This is a genomic window from Marinilactibacillus psychrotolerans (assembly GCF_900101525.1).
In the GTDB taxonomy this organism is placed as follows: Bacteria; Bacillota; Bacilli; order Lactobacillales; family Carnobacteriaceae_A; genus Marinilactibacillus; species Marinilactibacillus psychrotolerans.
In genome coordinates this window covers 39,116-58,656 of sequence record NZ_FMZD01000006.1, presented here as the reverse complement: position 1 = coordinate 58,656, position 19,541 = coordinate 39,116, and the positions used below count along the sequence as shown (strand labels likewise).

The following is a 19,541-nucleotide window of genomic DNA, read 5'->3' as shown; positions in this document are numbered from 1 at the left end:
CGTATCCTTTAAATAAATGATACGAGGAGGAAGCCATGAACACATACGAACTGTACAGAAAAACAATACGATTAAATACTACTAAACCAAAATTAGTACATGAAAATGGATCTTCATTTTTAGTGAGAAATGCATACATCGAAGAATTCGATAATAGGAGTGGCAGCACTCGAAGAACCTTTTCTAAAAATCTCTTTCATAGCCTAGTTGCTGTTGGAACCACTAATAAATATCAAGAATTAGAGGATGATCCGCTAGAATGTATATTTTACAAAGCCTCTTTATCAAGAGAAATAATGGAGAAATTTGAAAATAATCACGATGAATCATCCGCCATGGGCAGAAATTTTTCATTATTAAGCGCATCAAAAAAACTAAAGCAAGCAGATATCAACACGATAATAAACATAGAAGAAACAGAAATCAACAATCCTTCAGTAAGTTTTTTGCTTTACTTTATGACATCATTCTCTAACTTAAACAGTCTTATTGAAGATTTTCAAAAAATATATTTAAAGCCGTCAACTGAAAGATGGGAAAAAACAGGGTACATCCATCAAAGCATTTCTGAAATCTATCGAGAAGAGTTCCTATTCGCTTTACTTCTTGAATTTTTAAATGTTGCTAGTTTTGGTTGGGATGTCTGTACGGTAACATCAATTGATAAGAATGATCCCGATGCTATTAAGTTTCAAAAAATTTACAATGCATATCTCAACTATTACTCCGACCGCTTCCATAAATATTATGAACATAAAAACGAGGAAGAAAGACAAGAAGAGCAGTACAACTCATTTATTTATTATGGAGATGAAAACATTCTTAGAGCTCCAGTGTTCGACAAAACAGTTCGTGGCACGTTGGAATACCCTAATTATGACAATAAACACTACAGTCAATATAGTTTTCCAGATGAAGTCATGCATTTGTCCGAGAAAGAATCTAAACAAGCTCTTTCATTTATCCTTGAGTTATTTGTACTCTCCGTAAATCCTAAATTAATTTCAAAGGTAACCTCTGATGATTCGATTTATGGTTCCCCATGTTCTATTGAAAAGTATAATATGTTCTCCATAGAGCAGATTGTTAGTTTAAACAATAAGATGATTGATAATGACTATGTCCCAGATAAAGATGTTGATGTGTATATCTCTCAGCAAGAGAGAACTTTAAGGAATATTAGTTTATCGACTGCTAACAGATCGGAATTGATCCATTACTATATTAACCCGAAAATCAAAAAATTAATAACTACATTTACTAGTCGACATAAGATCGGTTTGAAACATCCTTATCGTTTAGTTCAAATCAATCTCTAAAAACAGCAAATTAAATCTGCCAGAACATATCGTGTGTGATATGTTCTGGCTTTTTTTATTTTTTTTATAAGCATTGTTATTTATATTTAAGATTATTTTCTTTTATTTTGGATGACTGTTTAATGTGGGTAAGTATTCCGTACCGTCTTTCCATACAAAGTGTCTCACATTAGCTAATGCTTGTATGTTATTAGTTTTTATATACTCAAGTTGAAGTTGAAGCTGATAACTTCATTCATTCTTTCAGGAGGCCTACTGGAGGAAATAAATTAATCGGAGGAGTAATGCATTATGTACGAATATGACGACGACTACCCAATGTACAAAAATATACAGTTTGAAGGAAGAATCATTGCGTTAATAGATGAAGATGCGTGCTTAACGGCAGTCATAAAAGTTTTAGATATCGAAGATAATACTGGCATAAAAAAGGGAGATATTCGATTGCTGAAGTTCAACACGTGGCTCTACGATAACGACGACTCTGCTCTGCCGCTATACGATGTACACTTCCTTTTTCAAATGACAGAGGAATATGGCTTTCAATGCCGTTACGACACCTTAATCGGCAAACGTTTTAAGTTCTATTATACGGGTAAGCACGTAGAACTGAAGCCTGGACTTTATCAGTATCGCTTCAAAAGCGCAATTCCTATTGATGACATTAGTTCTGAAAACACGGATCTAAATAATAATACGACTAATGATGACAGTAGCCATTCTAATACATTTCGGGATAATAAGGATCATGGAACTGCTGATGCAGACTCATCTCATAGTATTCATGTCGATCAGAATATGAAGTCATTGATTAATGCATTAGGTGTAAACAGCTTCGGTGATATTGATGGATAAAACAGTATTGCAAGCTGACAATTTCACGTTTGATATGGATGATGGCATCACTTATTTGACCGAAGACGGAGAGCAATACTGCTCTCTGTACGCACGCATCAAGCAGGTCTTTATCGACAGTAACACTCAGGTCCAATCCTTTGGACTCGAGTATATCAATAAAATCACTCACAAAATAGAAACACAGCATATTCCGTACAGTAAGATTCTACCGAACGGAATAATGTCACTGATGGAATACGGCTTAGATGTAACGAACAAAAATCGTGCCGATCTAAGCAATGCTTTAATAGCCAGCTTGAGATTAGCTGAAACGATCTATATCAACAGTAGTTACGGCTTTGATCAATTTAACGGCCAGCGGATATTTGTCAGCAATCGTATCCACAGTGCCCGACCTGTCAGCGAAACCATTAAAGTCTCGCATGATAGATACGATTTAAAACCTTCGGGAACTGTCGATGAATGGATCGACATGTTTGAGTCATGCGTCCGGGGAAATCCTGAATTAGAATTGGCCGTAATATTTAGTCTCAGTTCTCCCATTCTTGCATACCTAAAACAGGTAAATACAGATATCAATTCTCTCTTGATCCATCTGTCCGGAGACAGTACAACGGGGAAAACGACTGCATTGAGTTTGGCGATCTCCGTTGCTGGGAATCCAAATACTGGCGAAAAGTCACTTCTGCGATACTGGAATGGTACCTTGAACTCCGTTATGGCTAGCCTGGAAGGTATTCATGGTATTCCCATCGCATTTGATGAGCTTTCCACTAATGCTTACTCTAACTTAACCAGCTTAGTTTATTCTCTTACAGATGGGGTAGGTAGATCCAGAGCCAACATGGATGGCAGTCTTCGCGAAGTCGGTAATTGGTCCACAGTGATGCTCAGTTCGGGGGAACTGAGCATCTATAACCGATTAAGTCACAATATAGGCTTGAGGGTTCGCGTCTTTGATTTTGAAAATACGCAATGGACTACTTCAGCAGAACAAGCTGAAAAAATAAAAAATGTTACATCTAAAAACAACGGGCACATACTTCCTGCTTTCGTCGATTATTTATTCTCGATAGAATCCGATGACATCACGTCTCAGTACGAATCGCAAGTGAATAGACTGATTGGTCGGATGCCTGAGTCCAATACAAGACAACGTGTTGCAAGAAAGCTAGCAATTATATTGACGGCTGCCGAACTGGTTAATGAATCCGGGATACTACAAGTCGATACAGAAGCAATAACTGACATATTAGTCGCTTATGAGGTTGATCATATTGGTGATCGCAATTTAGGTGCACTTGCTCTCGACAAGTTAATGCAGTATTTATTAGTCAACAAGCGCTCCTTAACCCGTTACGGTCATAATACTATCGGTTACCTGGAAAACAATACTGTTTGTATCTATCGCGATCAGCTGAGTAACATTCTTAAAAAGATCGGTTTTGAAGACTCCCAGATAATTGTAAACAGATGGATTCAATCGAATGACATCATTACGACTGAACAGGATCGCAACACCACACGGAAAGTGATTGACGGCAGAAGATATATTAGCTACAAAAATAAAAATTCCCGAGCCTTATGTGAAAGAAGGCTTAAAGGAATTCGACGATAATAAGCCAATCAACTCCGATATCATTAATCAAAAACTGGCAGACTGTATTGATTAAACTGATGATCATTAGTAGTTATCACGAAAGGAAGAATACACCCATGGACGAGATCAACCAACAAATCGAAGCTTTTATCGATACACTCATTGAACTACTCTTAATTATTGAAAGGGAAGAAAAAGAACATGACGAATAAGGCCGTTCTCTATGCTAGACAATCAACAGATATACAGCAATCCATTTCAGCGCAGATTTCTGCGCTGGTGGATTGGAATAATCAGAACTTAGGTGCAATAGTTGTTGCTGATTTCAAGGATCAGTTCAGTGGAAAAAATACACACCGTCCAGGTTTTCAATCAATGAAAACATTTATTAAGGAAAGAGACATCGATGTACTGCTCGTGTGGCGTTATGATCGACTAGCAAGAAAGTTAAGCGATTTAGTTCAGTTCCTAGAGTATTGTTCCAACTTGAATGTAAAAGTTATAAGTATCACTGAAGCCTTATCAGGAGAGAAAAATTCTTTTGCAATGGACCAGTTTCAGATTTCCATGCTTGGTGCGTGGGCAGAATATCAAAGGAAAGTGATTAAAGAAAACCAACAACTAGGGTTCCAGCAAAAATATAATGAAGGACGCATCGTCTCTTCTCAAGTGCCCTATGGATATCGTTGGATAGAAGGTGAATTGCTTATTGATGAAGCTGAGGCTGAGATAGTAAGAAAAATATACCGTCTATATTATCAAGGCACGGGCTATTCTAAAATAGCCGAGCAGCTAAACAAAAAGGGGCTATTGAATCGTCACAATAAGAAATGGGTTGTCGCACGTATCCAAGCTATTCTTAAAAATGACTTCTATATCGGACAAGTCACCAGTAAGTATGGAAATAAAAATAGGCATGATGTCCCTATCATACCCATGAACCTGTTTTATGAAGTTCAGTCCTTAAGAAAATCCAAGCATATCCATAAAAAGTGGGTTGTCAGACGGTTCATTTTACGTAAAAAACTGATTTGTCCTTATTGTGGAAGTGTCTGTACACCCCAGCATACACTTAATAATGATAAAACTTACTACTATTATCGTTGCGCCAGAACGTCTTCTGATGGGACTAGTCACTGCAAAGGCGTAAATTTGAACGCTTTTGACATCGAAACACAAGTAATTCAATTGGTAAATGATTATATTCACTCCGACGTAACAGTAAAAAAGATAAAACAGCAAATTGAAAATAAAAACCTCTCTATAAAGGGTAAAAATCAGCAGAAAGAAAAACAAATACAAAAGCGTCAAATTAAAGTTCTATCTCGTTACGAAAAGGGTGAAATCACTGATAAACAACTTTCTGAATCTTTAAAAAATATCCAGAAAAGGAAACAAAAACTGAAGTTTGATCCTCTTATTCCCGAAACCATCGTATCCCTCCTAGGCACTCATTTAGACGTGGACAATAATCCCACGGTGGCACACTTTGTCCTCTATCAAGAAATAATAGAAAAAGTTCTGCTGAATGAAAAGAAAGAAATAACGGCCATTTATTTGGTTGGTATTCCATATAATATATTGAAGAAGGTGGATGAAAAAAATGTTTAAAAATAATAAATCACGAGCAGTTGGATATACTCGTGTTTCTACTAAAGAACAGGCTGTAGACGGGTATTCCTTAAATGCACAGAGAGAAAAAATAAAGCAGTATTGTGAAATGCAGAACCTGGAGTTAGTGAACGTCTATACTGATGAAGGGTTAAGTGGTAAGGATCTCGACAGTAGAGATGGTATACAGGATTTGATGAATGACGCAAAAGAAAACCATTTCGATGTCGTTGTCATCTGGAAGCTCTCACGTATCAGCCGGAGATTGATCGATACACTATCAATCATCGAAGATCTGAACAAGCAGAACGTCTCTCTACAGTCAATATCAGAAAAATTAGACTTAAGTACCAGCACCGGGACGTTTATGTTCCAGCTAATGGTATCAATCAATGAATTAGAACGCAATACTATACGGGAAAACGTTGTTTTAGGACATAAAGCTAAAGCGAATGATGGTGAGTGGAACGGAGGAAAAGTCATTGGTTATGATAATGTAAAAGGAAAGAATGGAAAAAGTAGGCTGGTAATCAATGAAAAAGAAGCTGCAGTCATACACTATATCTATGAAACATATTTAAATGGTCATGGATACCGATATATAGCCAATAGCCTAAACCACGCAGGTCACAAAACTAAACGTGGAAATCCGTTTAGTACAATAGCAGTTAAAGATATTCTTTTGAATCCTTTATACAAAGGTGAGATTCGTTACGGTAAGAAGGCTGCTAGTATCAGACACTTAAAAGAATCTCCCGTAGTAACAAAAGGCATTCACGAGCCTATAATTGATCCAAAGATCTGGGATAAGGTACACGAGCGATGGGCTATGCGTTCAAAACAACCTTCACATAACCGACTAGGATCCAATGTATTAACTGGATTAATTAGGTGCGAAGAATGCAAAAGTCATATGGTGGTCTCAAATTCTTCCTATCGCTTGGTTGACGGTACTAAAGTTAAAAAGAATTATTATGTATGTGGCGCCTTCAAAAACAAAGGGGCGACTGCTTGTCATGCCCATGGAATAGAGGTAAATAAAGCAGAGCAAAAAGTGGCCGATCGATTCAAAGAACTAATTGACTCAGATAAACTGTTAGAACACTTAGTCGCCCAAATGCAGTCTCGTACAGTTGAAGATAAAACCCAGCTTGAGGATCACAAAAAGTTTTTAACAGATAAAATAGTGAGATGCGCTGACCGTATTCATGATTATAGGGAAAAAATAAATGATGAGCCGAACTTAGCTGATGTTTGGGAGCTAGCTATAGCACGTTTAGAAACTGAAAAAGAAGATTATACTTCAGAGTTATTAGTAACACAGGGGAGAATTAAAACAGAAAGCAGTTCCATAGACACAGAGCTCGTTTCCAAACTTATCAATAAATTAATCGGAAAAATGAGATCCACTAAAACAAATCGCGAATTAAAAGAACTTTACCTCGCTTTCATACAGGAAATAAAAATGAATAAGGACAAAATGGCTCTCGATATCCAGTTGCTTTTCAATGAAACAAACATTTCAGAGTATCTGATCGATAGGCCAGATCCCGATAACTCACTGGGCTTACCCCTATTAGAAAATAAAGACGCAACATCAAAGAACCTTCCAAGCGGAAGGTTCTTTTTACGTCATCCGATTGTGATCTGGGTTTAGTTTATTCCCCGATTCCCCGTCATATTAAGGCAATGAACAGCATGCTTAAAAATAAGTATGCCGTTCAATTTTTTAATAAAACAAAGTTTGTTAAGAACTTTCTACCGTTACCGTATCGATTATTTTTTTCGTTTTTACAGTACCAATCTGGCTATAACCTTTGTTAGTGCTTGGGGAGTCATAGGAATTCCTTCTTCACGTAACACACTTTTTATTTTCTCTTTAGTCGTAGGATCTTTAGTATATTGTAAATATTGATGGCCCGCTGTTGTTAGATGCTCGATTGTATAAAGAGTTCCCTCCTTGGTTCTCACAATCTTTCCTTTTATAAGATTCTCTTCAATTAAATTCTCTAAAGTTTCAAAAGTAAACTGCACTAAAAGGTCCGAGCCTACTCCTTCATTTAACGCTTCTAAAATGACATTTTTTTGGTTCATTTCCTTAATTAATGATTGTCCGTCTCGCGGTCTTTCTTCCCGTATAACTATCAATACTTGCTTATATAAATCAAAATAATCCACCAATATCAACCTCCTCTAAAGTTTAAAATGCCACAGTTATAATAGCTTTCCCCGATTCCCCGACATATTAAGACAACGAACAGCATACTTAAGTAATATAAGTATGCTGTTCCTTTAATTTATAAAATCTATGAATCTGATTTTCATTTGCTCAGTACCTTTGTATCTAGTAACTTCTAATTTCACCTTACCAGAAGATTTGCTTTTAAGTTTTTCTGAAGGAATTTCAAACCTTTCGTTCAGAATGTAAGTATATTCTTCATCCTCTACTCCACATACAGTAGGATTTGTAGCTGTATCGCCTTCTCCGTTAATAAATTCTTTTTCTTCGAAAGAAACAACCGTCTCATAATTGTCTGTCACATCATCACTTGTTCGAGTACTAAAAAAGTCTGCCATTAGTTTATCGTCCTCTCATTATTTTATACAATGTATCAAATAAAACAATGAAAGTCGACGTATATCGTACTAGAAAAGACAAATAAACGGATCTCCCTAGGAGAACACCGGCTTTCAGCTCTCACCGAATTCTAATATTTATACTATAAAAATACAGTTTCATCTATTCCATAAAAAAATTAAACGTTGTGCTTCAATTTAATGATAAGTGGTTATTGCCATTTACACTTAATAACCTTTAGATAAACACAAAAAGTAATAATACACATGGACCGAACCATACACACTGCAAATTCTTATCATCATTTATGATACGGTTCTCCACGCATAATCCGAAAGGCACGATAAATTTGTTCCGTAAGGATCAACCTCATTAGCTGGTGTGGATAAGTCATTTTACCGAAGGAGATGGTTCCATCACTTCGATTCAGCACTTCTTCGCTCAATCCAAGTGATCCTCCAATGACAAAGATAATACTGCTGTTTCCATGGATCATCAATTGCTGTATTTCATTAGCAAAGCTTTCCGATGTACGTTCTTTAGACTTGATTGCTAGTGAGTAAACATATGCCTGATCTGGAATTTTAGCTAAGATTCGTTGTCCTTCTTTCTCTTTAATCTGTATCATTTCAGCTTCACTCAGGTTTTCCGGTGCTTTTTCATCTGCTACCTCAACGATTTTAAACTTCGTATAGGCTCCTAGTCTTTTGGCATACTCTTGAATTCCACTAATTAAGTATTTCTCTTTCAATTTCCCTACTGAAACAATTGTTATATCCATTTTCTTCCACCTTATTTGTCAAAATTATCCATCATCTTAGCTAATATTTTTTTCAATTGTAAGAATTCTTCTTCCTCAAGGTTTAGATGCTTAATAAAATTAACTGGAATACTTTCTGCTTTGTCCTCTGCCTGTATTCCTTTTTTCGTTAAGCTGATTTCCACCACACGTTCATCACTTGTAGATCTTACTCTAGTAATCAATCCATTTTCTTCCATTCGTTTAAGCATAGGGGTTAATGTGCCTGAATCAAGAAATAATCTTTCCCCTAAAGATTTCACTGAAATTGTTTGTACCTCCCAAAGTACAAGCAAAGTTAAATATTGGGGATAAGTTATATTCAGTTCTTTTAATAATGGACGATATATTTTAGTCATTTGTCTTGTTGATGCATATAATGAAAAGCACAATTGATTTTCTAGTTTTAATAGTTCATTTGCCATCTTCATCTCTCCTCTATAACAGTATAACAATTTGAAAAGAAGTTTTATATAGTTTGACTTATACAATTAAGTTGTGTACAATTTAATTGTAGCAAATATAAAATATAAGGATAGGTGATTCAAGTGTCTAACGCATTATACACAGCAACCTCTACAGCAACTGGTGGACGTCAAGGACATGTTAAATCTTCAGATGGTATTTTAGATTTAGAATTAACAGTGCCCAAAGGTCTAGGCGGACTCGAGGAAGCAGGAAAAACAAATCCTGAACAATTATTTTCAGCTGGATACTCAGCATGTTTTGATAGCGCACTCCAATTAGTTGCTGGACAATCTAAGAAAAAAATTAATTCAACTGTAACTGCTGATGTTAGCATTGCAAAAGCTGGCGAAGGTTTTGGATTAGCCGTAGAATTAAAAGTAGAGATTGAAGGTGTAACACAAGAAGAAGCGGAAGATCTAGTTGAAAAAGCTCACCAAGTTTGCCCTTATTCACGAGCAATCGAAGGAAACGTAGAAGTTAAGAAAACGGCAATTGCAAAATAAAATTTCCTCTATATACTGAAGACACCACTTTTTCAAAAAAGTGGTGTCTTCTTTTCCACTATTGTGCACAGTTATCCCCAACACTTATACACATATCCACAGCTTTGTTCCCCTGATTTTCGTATTTTTTTCTATCATACTTCTATCTGTTCGCCTAATATTTCTTAAAAAACTTCAAGTTATCCCCATGCTTATTTATTTTTCTTCCGATTTCAAAATGACTTTAAAACCTTATAAATCAACCTATTATTGTATAAAAATAATTAAATATCAATCTTATACACAATGCATATAATTTTTGTGGATAACTTTATTTCAAAAATATATTGTCTTTCCAGTCTTTTTTTAAAATTTATCCACAATTCAAAATTGAAGTACACACACTTATACACAGAACATAAAAAAGTGTCCCTCCTTTAAAAAGAGGAACACTTTTTTTATTTGCTTACAGTGCCTGATCAGATGCTCTCATATTGATTGTGGTTTTCTCTAGAGACCCATTACGATAGTATTCAATTTCTACGTTATCTCCTACTTTAGTATCGTAAATTTGTTGTCTTAATTCTACTCCATTTGTAACATCTACTCCATTGAATTTAACTATAATATCATTTTTTGCTAATCCTGCTTCTTCTGATGCACTTCCACCAGTTACTTCAGCAATCACAACTCCGCCTTTAAGATCTTCTGGCACCTTAAGTACGTTTTGTTGTTGTTGTTGCGAAATCATTGCTAAATCAACCATTCCAATTCCTAAAACAGGTCTAGTAATTTTTCCGGATTTTTCTAATTGATTAATGATATCCACTGCATCGTTACTTGGTATTGCAAAGCCCATTCCTTCAACTGTTGAAGTTGAAATCTTCATTGAGTTTATCCCAATAACTTGTCCAGCTATGTTGACTAATGGTCCTCCAGAATTACCAGGATTAATGGCTGCATCTGTTTGAATCGCGGTCATTTCCCAATCATATTCTCCATCTCCATCTGTATCTACTGGTACAGCACGTCCAATAGCTGATACAATTCCAGAGGTTACAGAGGAAGCAAAATCTGTACCCAGAGGAGATCCTATTGCAATAGCCGGCTCTCCTACCGTAAGATTTTCAGAATCACCAAATTCTGCTACTGTATTTATGTCTTTAGCGTCTACAGTTAATACGGCCAAGTCAGTCCATACATCCGCTCCTACTACCTTTGCCTGTACTCTTGTTCCATCTTTTAGTAATACGTCTACTGCATCTGAACCTTCTATAACATGGTTATTTGTAAAAATATACGCTGTATCTCCATCTACTTTATATACAGCTCCACTTCCTGTTCCTACCTGCTGCAGACTGTCTTTCTCATCTGCATCTCCTTGTCCTTGCGTATTTCCTCCATACCAGCCATATGGATTTTCCGCTGCTTGTTGCATATTGATTACTGAAACAACGGCATCATCAATGGTACTTACTGCATCGGTAACACCTGATGAAGCATCCACTTTTACTTCTGAGACAGCTACATCTCCTTCTTTATTCACATTCCCTGTTTTACTTTCACTATTTTCTTGATTTTGGTCAATCGCTTCACAACCAGCCAATAAACTAGCTGTCATTCCTACGATCATTAATTTTTTAAAATTTATATTAGGCATAATTATAAGTCCCTTCTCAATATATTATCTTGCTTCCGATATGATTGTACAATTTTATTTTGAATTTTTATTGAATGAATATTGAATAAATCGCTCTACGTCAAACGTATTTTAACATAATCTATGAAGAATCTATATTTTTTTGATTTTATTCTTCTAAAAAGCTTCTTTTCTATAAAAAAAGACTATAATCCTCACTTGATTAAGCAGAATCATAGTCTATTTAGAATATTCTTTATTTCATTTATACTAGACCTTGTGATAGCATTGCTTGAATCACTCGATCAAAGCCAGCAATATTTGCTCCTACCATAAGGTTGTCTTTTTCGACATACTTAGTTGCTGTCTCACTACATACTGTATAGATATTTTTCATAATAGTCTTCAACTCACTATCCACTTGTTCAAATGTCCATGGTAAACGAGCAGAATTTTGGGCCATTTCTAGGGCAGACACTGCTACTCCACCAGCATTAGCTGCTTTCCCTGGACAATATAATAGACCATGTTGATTATAGCAATCAATCGCTTCTTTACTAGAAGGCATATTAGCACCTTCAGCAACTATTTTAGTTCCTGCATTTACAATAGCATGCGCTAATTCTAAATCAATTTCATTCTGCGTAGCACATGGCAAAGCAATATCATATGGTTTTTTCAAGGCCCAGACAGGTTGTCCTTCTACATAAGTCGCATTCGTATGAGTATCTAAATAGTCTTTGATGCGTCCACGATGTACTTCTTTTATTTCTTTTACAAGATCTAAGTCAATACCCTCAGCATCATAAATGTATCCAGAGGAGTCTGAGCAAGTCAGTACAGTAGCACCTAATTCTTGTGCTTTTTCAATTGCATAGATTGAAACATTTCCACTACCTGATACGACAACTTTCTTATCTTTTAGTGAATCTTGTCTATCTGCTAGAGCATTCTGAACAAAGTAGACTAATCCATAGCCTGTAGCTTCTGTTCGTGCTAAACTTCCCCATGAATTGAGTGGTTTCCCAGTTAAAACACCCGCTGCATATCCATTCAATCGTTTATATTGTCCAAATAAGAATCCGATTTCTCTTCCTCCAACACCAATATCTCCAGCTGGTACATCAATATCAGGGCCGATATGTTTCTGGAATTCCGTCATAAAACTTTGACAGAAACGCATGACTTCAGCATCCGATTTTCCTTTGGGATCAAAGTCACTTCCTCCTTTTCCTCCACCAATCGGTAGTCCTGTTAAACTATTTTTGAAGATCTGTTCAAATCCTAGAAATCTTACAATACTTTCATTAGTTGTCGGGTGGAATCTAAGCCCCCCTTTATATGGTCCAATAGCTGAATTATATTGAACACGATAAGCACGGTTAACTTGCCATTTTCCTTCATCATCCTGCCAAGGTACCCTGAATTGAATTAAGCGTTCAGGTTCAACAATCAGAGATAATAGATTTTTTTCTATTACTTCTGTATGCTCATCAAGATAAGGTTCTAACGTAGGTAGAAATTCTTCTACTGCTTGAATAAATTCTTCTTTCTCAGGATGCTTTTCTTTTAGTTTGCTTAGAACTTGATTAATATATGATATAGAGGTCAATCGATTTACAGCTCCTTCTTAAATAATTGCTTCTAACCATTTTATCATAAATATTTATTTTTAAGAAGTTTTTCATTATGCAATTATAATTATCTGAAAAAAAGAGAATTAAAAAAGAAGCAAGCCCTAAGCGAGCTTACTTCAAATAAAATAGCTGTTTTAATTATAACCTGAATAATGGTGCCGCTGTTTCAGGATCCGTATCAAATAACGTATAATCATGACCTATACCGGTACCTTTTTGTTTCAAAATATCTTCTACCGTAGAATGTGCGATTTCTTTAAGGTTGTTTTCCTTACTTAAATGACCTAAATATACTCTCTTCGTTCTATCTCCTACGATTTCAGCTAGCGCTAACGCCCCATCTTCATTAGATAGATGACCTTTGTCGCCAATAATACGCTGTTTAAGAGACCATGGATATCTTCCCATTCGCAGCATACTTAAATCATGATTACTTTCAAATAAATAGGCATCTGCATTTTTTACATAATCACGCATGTTATCACTAACGTATCCAGTATCTGTCAACATAACAAATCTCTTATTGTTTTTTTGAAAAGTATAAAATTGTGGATCAACTGCATCGTGAGATACACCAAAACTTGATACATCAATATCACCGATGGTCATAGTCTTATTCATATCAAAGTGATGTTTTTGTTCCAGATTCAGTTTCCCTAATTTAGGTTCCATTGCCTTCCATGTATTTTGATTTGCATAGATGTCTAAATTATATTTACGTGCCAAAATCCCAACGCCTTTGATATGGTCACTATGTTCATGGGTAACCAAGATAGCATTTAAGTCTTCTGGACGGCGATCAATCTGTTTTAGTAATTCAATGGCTTTCTTACCACTGAACCCACAATCTACTAATATCTTTATCTGATCTGATTCAATATAAGTAATATTCCCAGTACTTCCGCTGGCTAAAATACTTATTTTTAATCCAGATTGTTCTACTTCTAGCATTTAGAATTTCCTCTCTGGTCAATTGTCACTGTTTATCTTACAATAAACCGATCTAATAAATCAAGAAGCCGTTTAATTGAATGCTAAACGGCTTCTTGGTTTATTTAAATTTCCAAATTATTTAAAGAAAAATCATTCTTCCGCTTCCGTTGGCTCTTGCATGTCTGATGTATCTTCTAATTCATCAATTTCTTCCAGATCAGGTTTATTTGTTGGATCAGACAGTATTCTTCCATTTGTATCTATTGCATCCACCCTAAACACTTCACTGTCATTACTATTTGTAACGGGTATTAACCATATCGGTCCATACATACTCAAATTCTCTAAATTTAATGTTCTCTGATAAGCCAGAATAGGCGTTTCAACTTTTGATCCTGATTCTAATTCATTATTCTGAAATAATATTTCTATGGCCCTTTCAGCCGTAATCAGTTCATCAGAAGAGCCTTGTTCTTTCATCGGCCCTGCATAGGTCTGCTGATAAGAAATAATATCTCCATCACTACCATAAATAAAGGAAATCTCAGAAGTTCCATCTCCAACAGGGATACCATTTACCATTTGACTGTAGATAAAACGAGACCCCTCTCTATCATATCTGAGGTACTTATACTGATCTCCAAACAAGACGGATGAACTATTGACAAATTCATCTAACAACGTTCGATCTGCTTCTGTAAAACCATCTTCAGGATTACCTTCCAATTCAATCGGATCAGTTAAAATACTAGTATAGAGCGTTCCTTCTGAATCAACAGATCCTGCTTGGTTCTTTAATGATTCTGCATTTTCTTCTAAAAGTATATTGGCATCTGCTTGCATGTAATAAACTTCCGATTCAACTTCTGGCAATGTTTGTGGATATTCAATTCCTCTATCACGCATGTCAGAAGTAAAATCTTGTGTAGGATTCGTTGTAGCATATTGAAGATCTGTACGACTAATGAAACTCACTAAAAGATAGATATTCAATAGTACAAAAGCTAACAGAAAAATATTTTCAATTTTCTTAAAGTCCATTGAGCGATTCCCCCTGTAACTCAATCAATTGATCGACTGTATACCAGTTACTGTCATTTTTTACATTAACATACCAGTCAGGCTCAAAGTGAATCACTCGTTCATCTTCTTCACTTTCTTCCCATGTTAATCCAACTTTTAACCCCGTAACGGTAGAGAGGTCTACTCCCGCAGCTTCTAATTTATCAGCGATTTCCTGACCACCGGGCAGCTCTTTTTTATCATATCCATCCAATGAGATCGGTGTCTGAGCAATCCTCAATGGTAAGCGCAAATTTTTCATTCCGCTTCCATCTATTCTCAACGCTACTTCTGAATCAAGCTGTTGCGCGCTAAATACGGGCATCCCATTAAGATAGCGCTGAAAAACTACTTCCCCCGTAGAAGAATTATATGCTTTATACCTTGACCTGTCTTTCCAGTTTTCTACTTTTGCTAATTCCTGAAAACTATTAGCCAGACGTTCAGTCAAAGAAAGTTCTTCCCGATTTGTTCTCTGATGTAAATAAGAAAGAGTGTAATTTTCATCATTGATAACTACTTCTGTAGTCAAGCTAGTATATTGTTGACCGTTTGATGTGGATCTTACATTCACTTTCGAAGTTTCTTCAAAAAACTGACCGATAAACAGTCTATCTGGCAAACGTTCAACGATATAATTCTCATAGCTTAAATTCATTTTAGAACTAGGGACATAGGTAACATGATTTAACTCAAGGCCCGTTGCTTCTGTATAGCGAATAGATTCAGTATCTCGGAAACGCGCTAATAAATCTTCAGGAATTCTAACTTCTTCAAATTCATAGGTCTGCTCTTCCTGATCATTATAAAACAATACTCTACTTTGATTGTTTAAATTAAATAAAACTCGATTAAATGTACGGTTTTCATAGTCTGAGGGAATATCTTCAAACCCTTCACTAAACAATCCAAAAGGAATTTTTTCGTCAAAAATAAATTCTACCCAAGAATCTTCATGAACCATTTGCTGATATTCTGAACGAGTCAGTGTCTTGGGTGGTTGAACATCTTTGAATCTCATTCTTTTATAGCTTTGTTTAACTAAATCTTGTGTATCCGATAATGAAGCAATCTGATGATTATCATACGCTTCGTGCAAAATGATTTGACTAGGAGAGAATACTTCAGACATTGAACGATCGACTAAAGCGGGTGTCGTTGATCCCCCACTTGAAGAAGTTTGTTCATTAGACTGACTCCCCGTAGTCAAAAGACTGAAACTTAAGAATAAACTTAACACAATGAGTGCGCCGAGTAATATATGTTTTATATGTGTCCATGTCACGACCACTCATCCTCCTCAAATGGGACATATGGAAGAGAAAGATTGAATGTTGTTCCTTTTCCTTCCACACTTTCTGCCCATATACGTCCCCCGTGTTGTTCAACAACTTCTTTGGAGATAGCTAATCCTAGTCCACTTCCACCCATAGCTCGTGAACGCGCTCTATCTACACGGTAGAATCTGGAAAAGATTTTCACTAAATCATTTTTAGGAATCCCCATTCCTTCATCCTTGATACTGATAATAACTGCTTTTTCCGTCTGACGCATTCGACCCGTTATTGTTCCACCATCGGGCGAATACTTCAATGCGTTGTTCATGATATTATCCAAAACCTGGATCATACGATCAGTATCTATCTCTACAAAAGCAGGTCTATCTAGTAAGTGTCTTTCTATATTATACTTTTTATCTTCATATTCAGTAGAATGAATCAGCATATCAAATCGATTGAGTACATGATCTAACAACTCAGTAATATCAACTAATTCTACGTCTAATTCACTCTTACCAGCATCGATTCTTGATAAATGCAATAGATCCTGGATCATGCGAATCATTCGATCGGTTTCATTTTGGGTAACTTCCAAAAAGCGAGGCGCTAATTCAGGATCTTCCCACGCTCCATCTGCTAATGCTTCAATATAGCTTCTCATACTCGTTAAAGGTGTTCTTAATTCATGAGAAACATTAGAAACAAATTGTTTCCGCTCTTCTTCTATTTTTTCTTGCTCTGTGACATCATGTAACACACAAACAATTCCGCTGATAAATCCTGTCTCTCTTTGAATTAGTGAAAAAGAAGCTCTTAAAATCGTTGGTACACCCATAGTTGATCCATTGATTAAAATATCTTCTTGTTCTTCTAAGATTTGTCTAAGTGTGAGTTCTTCTTCTATATCCAATACTTTTAATAAACTTCTTCCATTGGCTTCTTTGCCTGTCACATCTAACATTGTTTCAGCCATACTATTAACGATGACAATTTTCCCTCGTCGATCAGTTGCAATAACTCCATCTGTCATATGTGTTAGCACACTATCTAATCTACGTCTTTCAGAATCAATCGATTCTTGTGCTTCAGCAACTTCATCAGAAAGTTCATTGATCAGAAAGGCTAATTGTCCTAATTCATCTTCCCCATATACTTTTAGAGTACCTGAATAATCTCCTTCTGCAATTGCACGCGTCTGTGTCTGCATTTCTTTAATTGGTTTAGTCAATGCCCGAGAAACCATATTTGCCAGAATCAAAGAAAGGACAATAGCTACCGCTGAAGACTGCAGAAAGATCTGGGTAATTTGTGCGATTTGATTATAAACATCTTCAATATCACTTTCCATCAAGACAACGCCTAAGAATTCAGGTTCTTCAGCATCTGAAAAAATGGGTTCTACAATCTTCCATCTTCTACCAGAAGCGGCATCTTCGACTTGTCTAGTAACCGTATCTCCATTTAAATGGGCACTTCTCACGTCAGCATCTGTGGAAATCTGACCGAGCATGCCTTGTTGTGTACTGTCACTGATTCCCAGAACAACCATATTCGTATCAATAACTTGCAGTTCTGTAATGCCACTCCCCGAAAATTCCATAAGAAGATCATTAATTTGTTCTCTTGGATCTGTTTCAGCATCTTCATCACTTTCATAAGCTTCGAGTAAAGGGAGAATCGCACTTTCCAAAAAGGTTATCTGAGTTTGACGATCCCCTTCGAAGTTGTTAACTAATTGTCGTTCAATTTGGGTAATAAAATTCGCCCCAATGATCTGTAGGGCGAATACAAGTAATATAACAATAATAAATACAATTTTTGTATTAATAGATTGGTAAAAACGAATCTTTTTTTTCATATACGATTATTTCTCCTGTTGTTCAGGATTCCTTAAATAATACCCTACACCACGTCTAGTTACTAAAAAATTAGGATGGCTCGGATTATCTTCGATTTTCTCTCTCAATCGACGAACCGTTACATCAACAGTACGTACGTCTCCAAAGTAATCGTAACCCCAAACGGTCTCTAATAAATGTTCCCGCGTCATAACTTGTCCAATATGTCTTGCTAAATAATGTAACAATTCAAATTCTCTATGCGTTAATTCAATCGTACTGCCTCTTTTAGATATGATATAAGCATCTGGATGAACCGTTAAGTCTCCTACTTCTATATCGTTAGTTTCCGGTTTTTCGGGTTCTGCAGTTGGTACAGAGGATTGGCGTCTCAAATTAGCTTTGACTCGTGCAATTAATTCACGATTAGAAAAAGGTTTTGTTACATAATCGTCTGCTCCTAACTCTAGTCCCAGCACTTTATCAATTTCCTGGTCTTTAGCTGTTACCATAATAATGGGAATATCATGCTTTCTACGGACTTCTCGACAAACTTCCAATCCATCCATTTTAGGCAGCATTAAATCTAACACGATTAAATCCGGGGTGCTCTCTTCAACTTTTTCTACCGCCTCTTCCCCATCATAAGCAGTAACTACTTCGAATCCTTCTTTTTCAAGATTAAATTTTACTATATCTGAAATTGGCTTTTCATCATCTACCACTAATATTTTTTTCAAGTGATGCTCCTCCTCAGAAACATGTTTTTAATCATCAATTCATCTATCAACTAACTTACAATCAATTATACAGCACCTATGAACTCGGTTCAATTTTTCATCTCAATTGAATATTAGAACTCGATCCATTCAAAAAATATTAGTTTCTGTAATCTACTAAAAATTAATTTCCATTGCAATTGTTTCTCCCGCAATAACCCCTTTTGCAGGAAATACTTCTTGATTCATCTGCACATCCTCGTTATCTAAAACGATAACTGAAATAATGGGATTATATCCTTTTTTAATAATTAATTCTTCGTCAAAATCAACCAGTGTTTTTCCTTTTTCTACTTTATCGCCTTTTTCCAGTTTCGTAGAAAAACCTTCGCCATTCAATAACAAGGTATTGATTCCCACATGGATCAAAATTTTTACTCCTTCTTCTGTTTCGATATAGTAGGCATGTTTAGCATCTGCGACTTCAATCAGTTTTCCACTGACGGGAGCCACTACAGATTGAGAGGTAGGTTTTACCGCGAAACCGTCTCCAATCATTCTTTGAGCAAAGACTTTGTCTGGGACATTTTCAATGGATAAAACTTCTCCATTTGAGACTGCACACAGTTCTATCTTGTGCTGAGAATTCTTCATTTCCCCTATTTCAATTTCAGAATCCTTCATTTTCTCATCGCTCATTATTTTCTCCTTTTTATCA

18 protein-coding genes are annotated in these 19,541 nt (G+C 36.0%); 6 read left to right on the top strand and 12 right to left on the bottom strand.

Annotation, left to right across the window (positions count from 1 at the left end):
• Nucleotides 1-35: 35 nt before the first annotated feature.
• The 5 genes from BLT22_RS04545 to BLT22_RS04525 all read left to right on the top strand — a co-directional run bounded on the left by BLT22_RS04545 (nucleotide 36) and on the right by BLT22_RS04525 (nucleotide 7,045).
• Complete coding sequence (locus BLT22_RS04545; protein ID WP_091761130.1) at nucleotides 36-1,319, top strand: hypothetical protein; 1,284 nt, start codon at nucleotides 36-38, stop codon at nucleotides 1,317-1,319.
• 291 nt (nucleotides 1,320-1,610) lie between these two features.
• Nucleotides 1,611-2,174 carry a hypothetical protein gene (locus tag BLT22_RS04540; protein ID WP_091761126.1) on the top strand — a complete coding sequence of 188 codons (564 nt, stop codon included), beginning with the start codon at nucleotides 1,611-1,613 and terminating at the stop codon, nucleotides 2,172-2,174.
• Nucleotides 2,167-3,795, top strand: coding sequence for a DUF927 domain-containing protein (locus BLT22_RS04535; RefSeq protein ID WP_143020624.1), 1,629 nt, complete (start codon nucleotides 2,167-2,169; stop codon nucleotides 3,793-3,795). Before BLT22_RS04540 ends, BLT22_RS04535 begins: the two co-directional genes overlap by 8 nt.
• A 183-nt stretch (nucleotides 3,796-3,978) precedes the next feature.
• A complete protein-coding gene (locus BLT22_RS04530; protein ID WP_091761120.1) occupies nucleotides 3,979-5,388 on the top strand; it encodes a recombinase family protein in 1,410 nt (469 codons plus the stop codon).
• Nucleotides 5,381-7,045 (top strand): recombinase family protein, encoded by a 1,665-nt coding sequence (locus tag BLT22_RS04525; protein ID WP_176935329.1) that lies wholly within the window; start codon nucleotides 5,381-5,383, stop codon nucleotides 7,043-7,045. Before BLT22_RS04530 ends, BLT22_RS04525 begins: the two co-directional genes overlap by 8 nt.
• 134 nt (nucleotides 7,046-7,179) lie before the next feature.
• Here the strand turns inward: BLT22_RS04525 and BLT22_RS04520 are convergent, their stop codons facing one another.
• From BLT22_RS04520 to BLT22_RS04505, 4 genes are all read right to left on the bottom strand, one after another.
• Nucleotides 7,180-7,569 carry a DUF2513 domain-containing protein gene (locus BLT22_RS04520; RefSeq protein WP_091761116.1) on the bottom strand — a complete coding sequence of 130 codons (390 nt, stop codon included), beginning with the start codon at nucleotides 7,567-7,569 and terminating at the stop codon, nucleotides 7,180-7,182.
• A gap of 111 nt (nucleotides 7,570-7,680) precedes the next feature.
• Nucleotides 7,681-7,965, bottom strand: a complete 285-nt coding sequence (locus tag BLT22_RS04515; RefSeq protein ID WP_091761115.1) for a hypothetical protein — start codon at nucleotides 7,963-7,965, stop codon at nucleotides 7,681-7,683.
• A 302-nt stretch (nucleotides 7,966-8,267) separates the two neighbouring features.
• Nucleotides 8,268-8,747, bottom strand: coding sequence for a 23S rRNA (pseudouridine(1915)-N(3))-methyltransferase RlmH (gene rlmH / locus BLT22_RS04510; protein WP_091761113.1), 480 nt, complete (start codon nucleotides 8,745-8,747; stop codon nucleotides 8,268-8,270).
• A gap of 11 nt (nucleotides 8,748-8,758) precedes the next feature.
• On the bottom strand, nucleotides 8,759-9,190 hold the full coding sequence (locus BLT22_RS04505; RefSeq protein WP_091761112.1) for a MarR family winged helix-turn-helix transcriptional regulator: 432 nt from the start codon (nucleotides 9,188-9,190) through the stop codon (nucleotides 8,759-8,761).
• Between the two features lie 123 nt (nucleotides 9,191-9,313).
• Here BLT22_RS04505 and BLT22_RS04500 point away from each other — a divergent pair, with 123 nt between their 5' ends.
• On the top strand, nucleotides 9,314-9,736 hold the full coding sequence (locus BLT22_RS04500) for an organic hydroperoxide resistance protein (RefSeq protein WP_091761110.1): 423 nt from the start codon (nucleotides 9,314-9,316) through the stop codon (nucleotides 9,734-9,736).
• 445 nt (nucleotides 9,737-10,181) lie between these two features.
• On the opposite strand, the gene BLT22_RS04495 is transcribed toward BLT22_RS04500, so the two are convergent.
• From BLT22_RS04495 to BLT22_RS04460, 8 genes are all read right to left on the bottom strand, one after another.
• Nucleotides 10,182-11,375, bottom strand: coding sequence for a S1C family serine protease (locus tag BLT22_RS04495; protein ID WP_091761108.1), 1,194 nt, complete (start codon nucleotides 11,373-11,375; stop codon nucleotides 10,182-10,184).
• A 244-nt stretch (nucleotides 11,376-11,619) separates the two neighbouring features.
• On the bottom strand, nucleotides 11,620-12,966 hold the full coding sequence (gdhA, locus tag BLT22_RS04490; RefSeq protein ID WP_091761106.1) for an NADP-specific glutamate dehydrogenase: 1,347 nt from the start codon (nucleotides 12,964-12,966) through the stop codon (nucleotides 11,620-11,622).
• Nucleotides 12,967-13,129: 163 nt separating this feature from the next.
• Nucleotides 13,130-13,942, bottom strand: coding sequence for an MBL fold metallo-hydrolase (locus BLT22_RS04485; RefSeq protein WP_091761105.1), 813 nt, complete (start codon nucleotides 13,940-13,942; stop codon nucleotides 13,130-13,132).
• 132 nt (nucleotides 13,943-14,074) lie between these two features.
• Nucleotides 14,075-14,965 carry a two-component system regulatory protein YycI gene (locus BLT22_RS04480; protein ID WP_087058249.1) on the bottom strand — a complete coding sequence of 297 codons (891 nt, stop codon included), beginning with the start codon at nucleotides 14,963-14,965 and terminating at the stop codon, nucleotides 14,075-14,077.
• The gene (locus tag BLT22_RS04475) at nucleotides 14,955-16,271 is read right to left on the bottom strand and encodes a YycH family regulatory protein (RefSeq protein ID WP_176935327.1); all 1,317 of its coding nucleotides are present in this window, start codon (nucleotides 16,269-16,271) and stop codon (nucleotides 14,955-14,957) included. Before BLT22_RS04475 ends, BLT22_RS04480 begins: the two co-directional genes overlap by 11 nt.
• Nucleotides 16,268-18,124: a cell wall metabolism sensor histidine kinase WalK gene (walK, locus tag BLT22_RS04470; protein ID WP_091761100.1), complete on the bottom strand. Its 1,857-nt coding sequence runs from the start codon at nucleotides 18,122-18,124 to the stop codon at nucleotides 16,268-16,270. The genes BLT22_RS04475 and walK overlap by 4 nt, the downstream gene beginning before the upstream one ends.
• A 6-nt stretch (nucleotides 18,125-18,130) precedes the next feature.
• The gene (gene yycF, locus BLT22_RS04465; protein ID WP_091761098.1) at nucleotides 18,131-18,844 is read right to left on the bottom strand and encodes a response regulator YycF; all 714 of its coding nucleotides are present in this window, start codon (nucleotides 18,842-18,844) and stop codon (nucleotides 18,131-18,133) included.
• A gap of 156 nt (nucleotides 18,845-19,000) precedes the next feature.
• On the bottom strand, nucleotides 19,001-19,522 hold the full coding sequence (locus BLT22_RS04460; protein WP_087058241.1) for a PTS sugar transporter subunit IIA: 522 nt from the start codon (nucleotides 19,520-19,522) through the stop codon (nucleotides 19,001-19,003).
• Between the last annotated feature and the right edge of the window lie 19 nt (nucleotides 19,523-19,541).

What these genes read in the sequence shown, in the direction of transcription:
- BLT22_RS04515 (WP_091761115.1), bottom strand. Translation starts at nt 7,965, where the DNA reads ATGGCAGACTTTTTTAGTACTCGAACAAGTGATGATGTGACAGACAAT.
- BLT22_RS04505 (WP_091761112.1), bottom strand. Translation starts at nt 9,190, where the DNA reads ATGGCAAATGAACTATTAAAACTAGAAAATCAATTGTGCTTTTCATTA.
- BLT22_RS04525 (WP_176935329.1), top strand. Translation starts at nt 5,381, where the DNA reads ATGTTTAAAAATAATAAATCACGAGCAGTTGGATATACTCGTGTTTCT.
- walK (WP_091761100.1), bottom strand. Translation starts at nt 18,124, where the DNA reads ATGAAAAAAAAGATTCGTTTTTACCAATCTATTAATACAAAAATTGTA.
- BLT22_RS04495 (WP_091761108.1), bottom strand. Translation starts at nt 11,375, where the DNA reads ATGCCTAATATAAATTTTAAAAAATTAATGATCGTAGGAATGACAGCT.
- BLT22_RS04540 (WP_091761126.1), top strand. Translation starts at nt 1,611, where the DNA reads ATGTACGAATATGACGACGACTACCCAATGTACAAAAATATACAGTTT.
- BLT22_RS04530 (WP_091761120.1), top strand. Translation starts at nt 3,979, where the DNA reads ATGACGAATAAGGCCGTTCTCTATGCTAGACAATCAACAGATATACAG.
- BLT22_RS04480 (WP_087058249.1), bottom strand. Translation starts at nt 14,965, where the DNA reads ATGGACTTTAAGAAAATTGAAAATATTTTTCTGTTAGCTTTTGTACTA.
- BLT22_RS04535 (WP_143020624.1), top strand. Translation starts at nt 2,167, where the DNA reads ATGGATAAAACAGTATTGCAAGCTGACAATTTCACGTTTGATATGGAT.
- BLT22_RS04545 (WP_091761130.1), top strand. Translation starts at nt 36, where the DNA reads ATGAACACATACGAACTGTACAGAAAAACAATACGATTAAATACTACT.
- rlmH (WP_091761113.1), bottom strand. Translation starts at nt 8,747, where the DNA reads ATGGATATAACAATTGTTTCAGTAGGGAAATTGAAAGAGAAATACTTA.
- BLT22_RS04460 (WP_087058241.1), bottom strand. Translation starts at nt 19,522, where the DNA reads ATGAGCGATGAGAAAATGAAGGATTCTGAAATTGAAATAGGGGAAATG.
- BLT22_RS04485 (WP_091761105.1), bottom strand. Translation starts at nt 13,942, where the DNA reads ATGCTAGAAGTAGAACAATCTGGATTAAAAATAAGTATTTTAGCCAGC.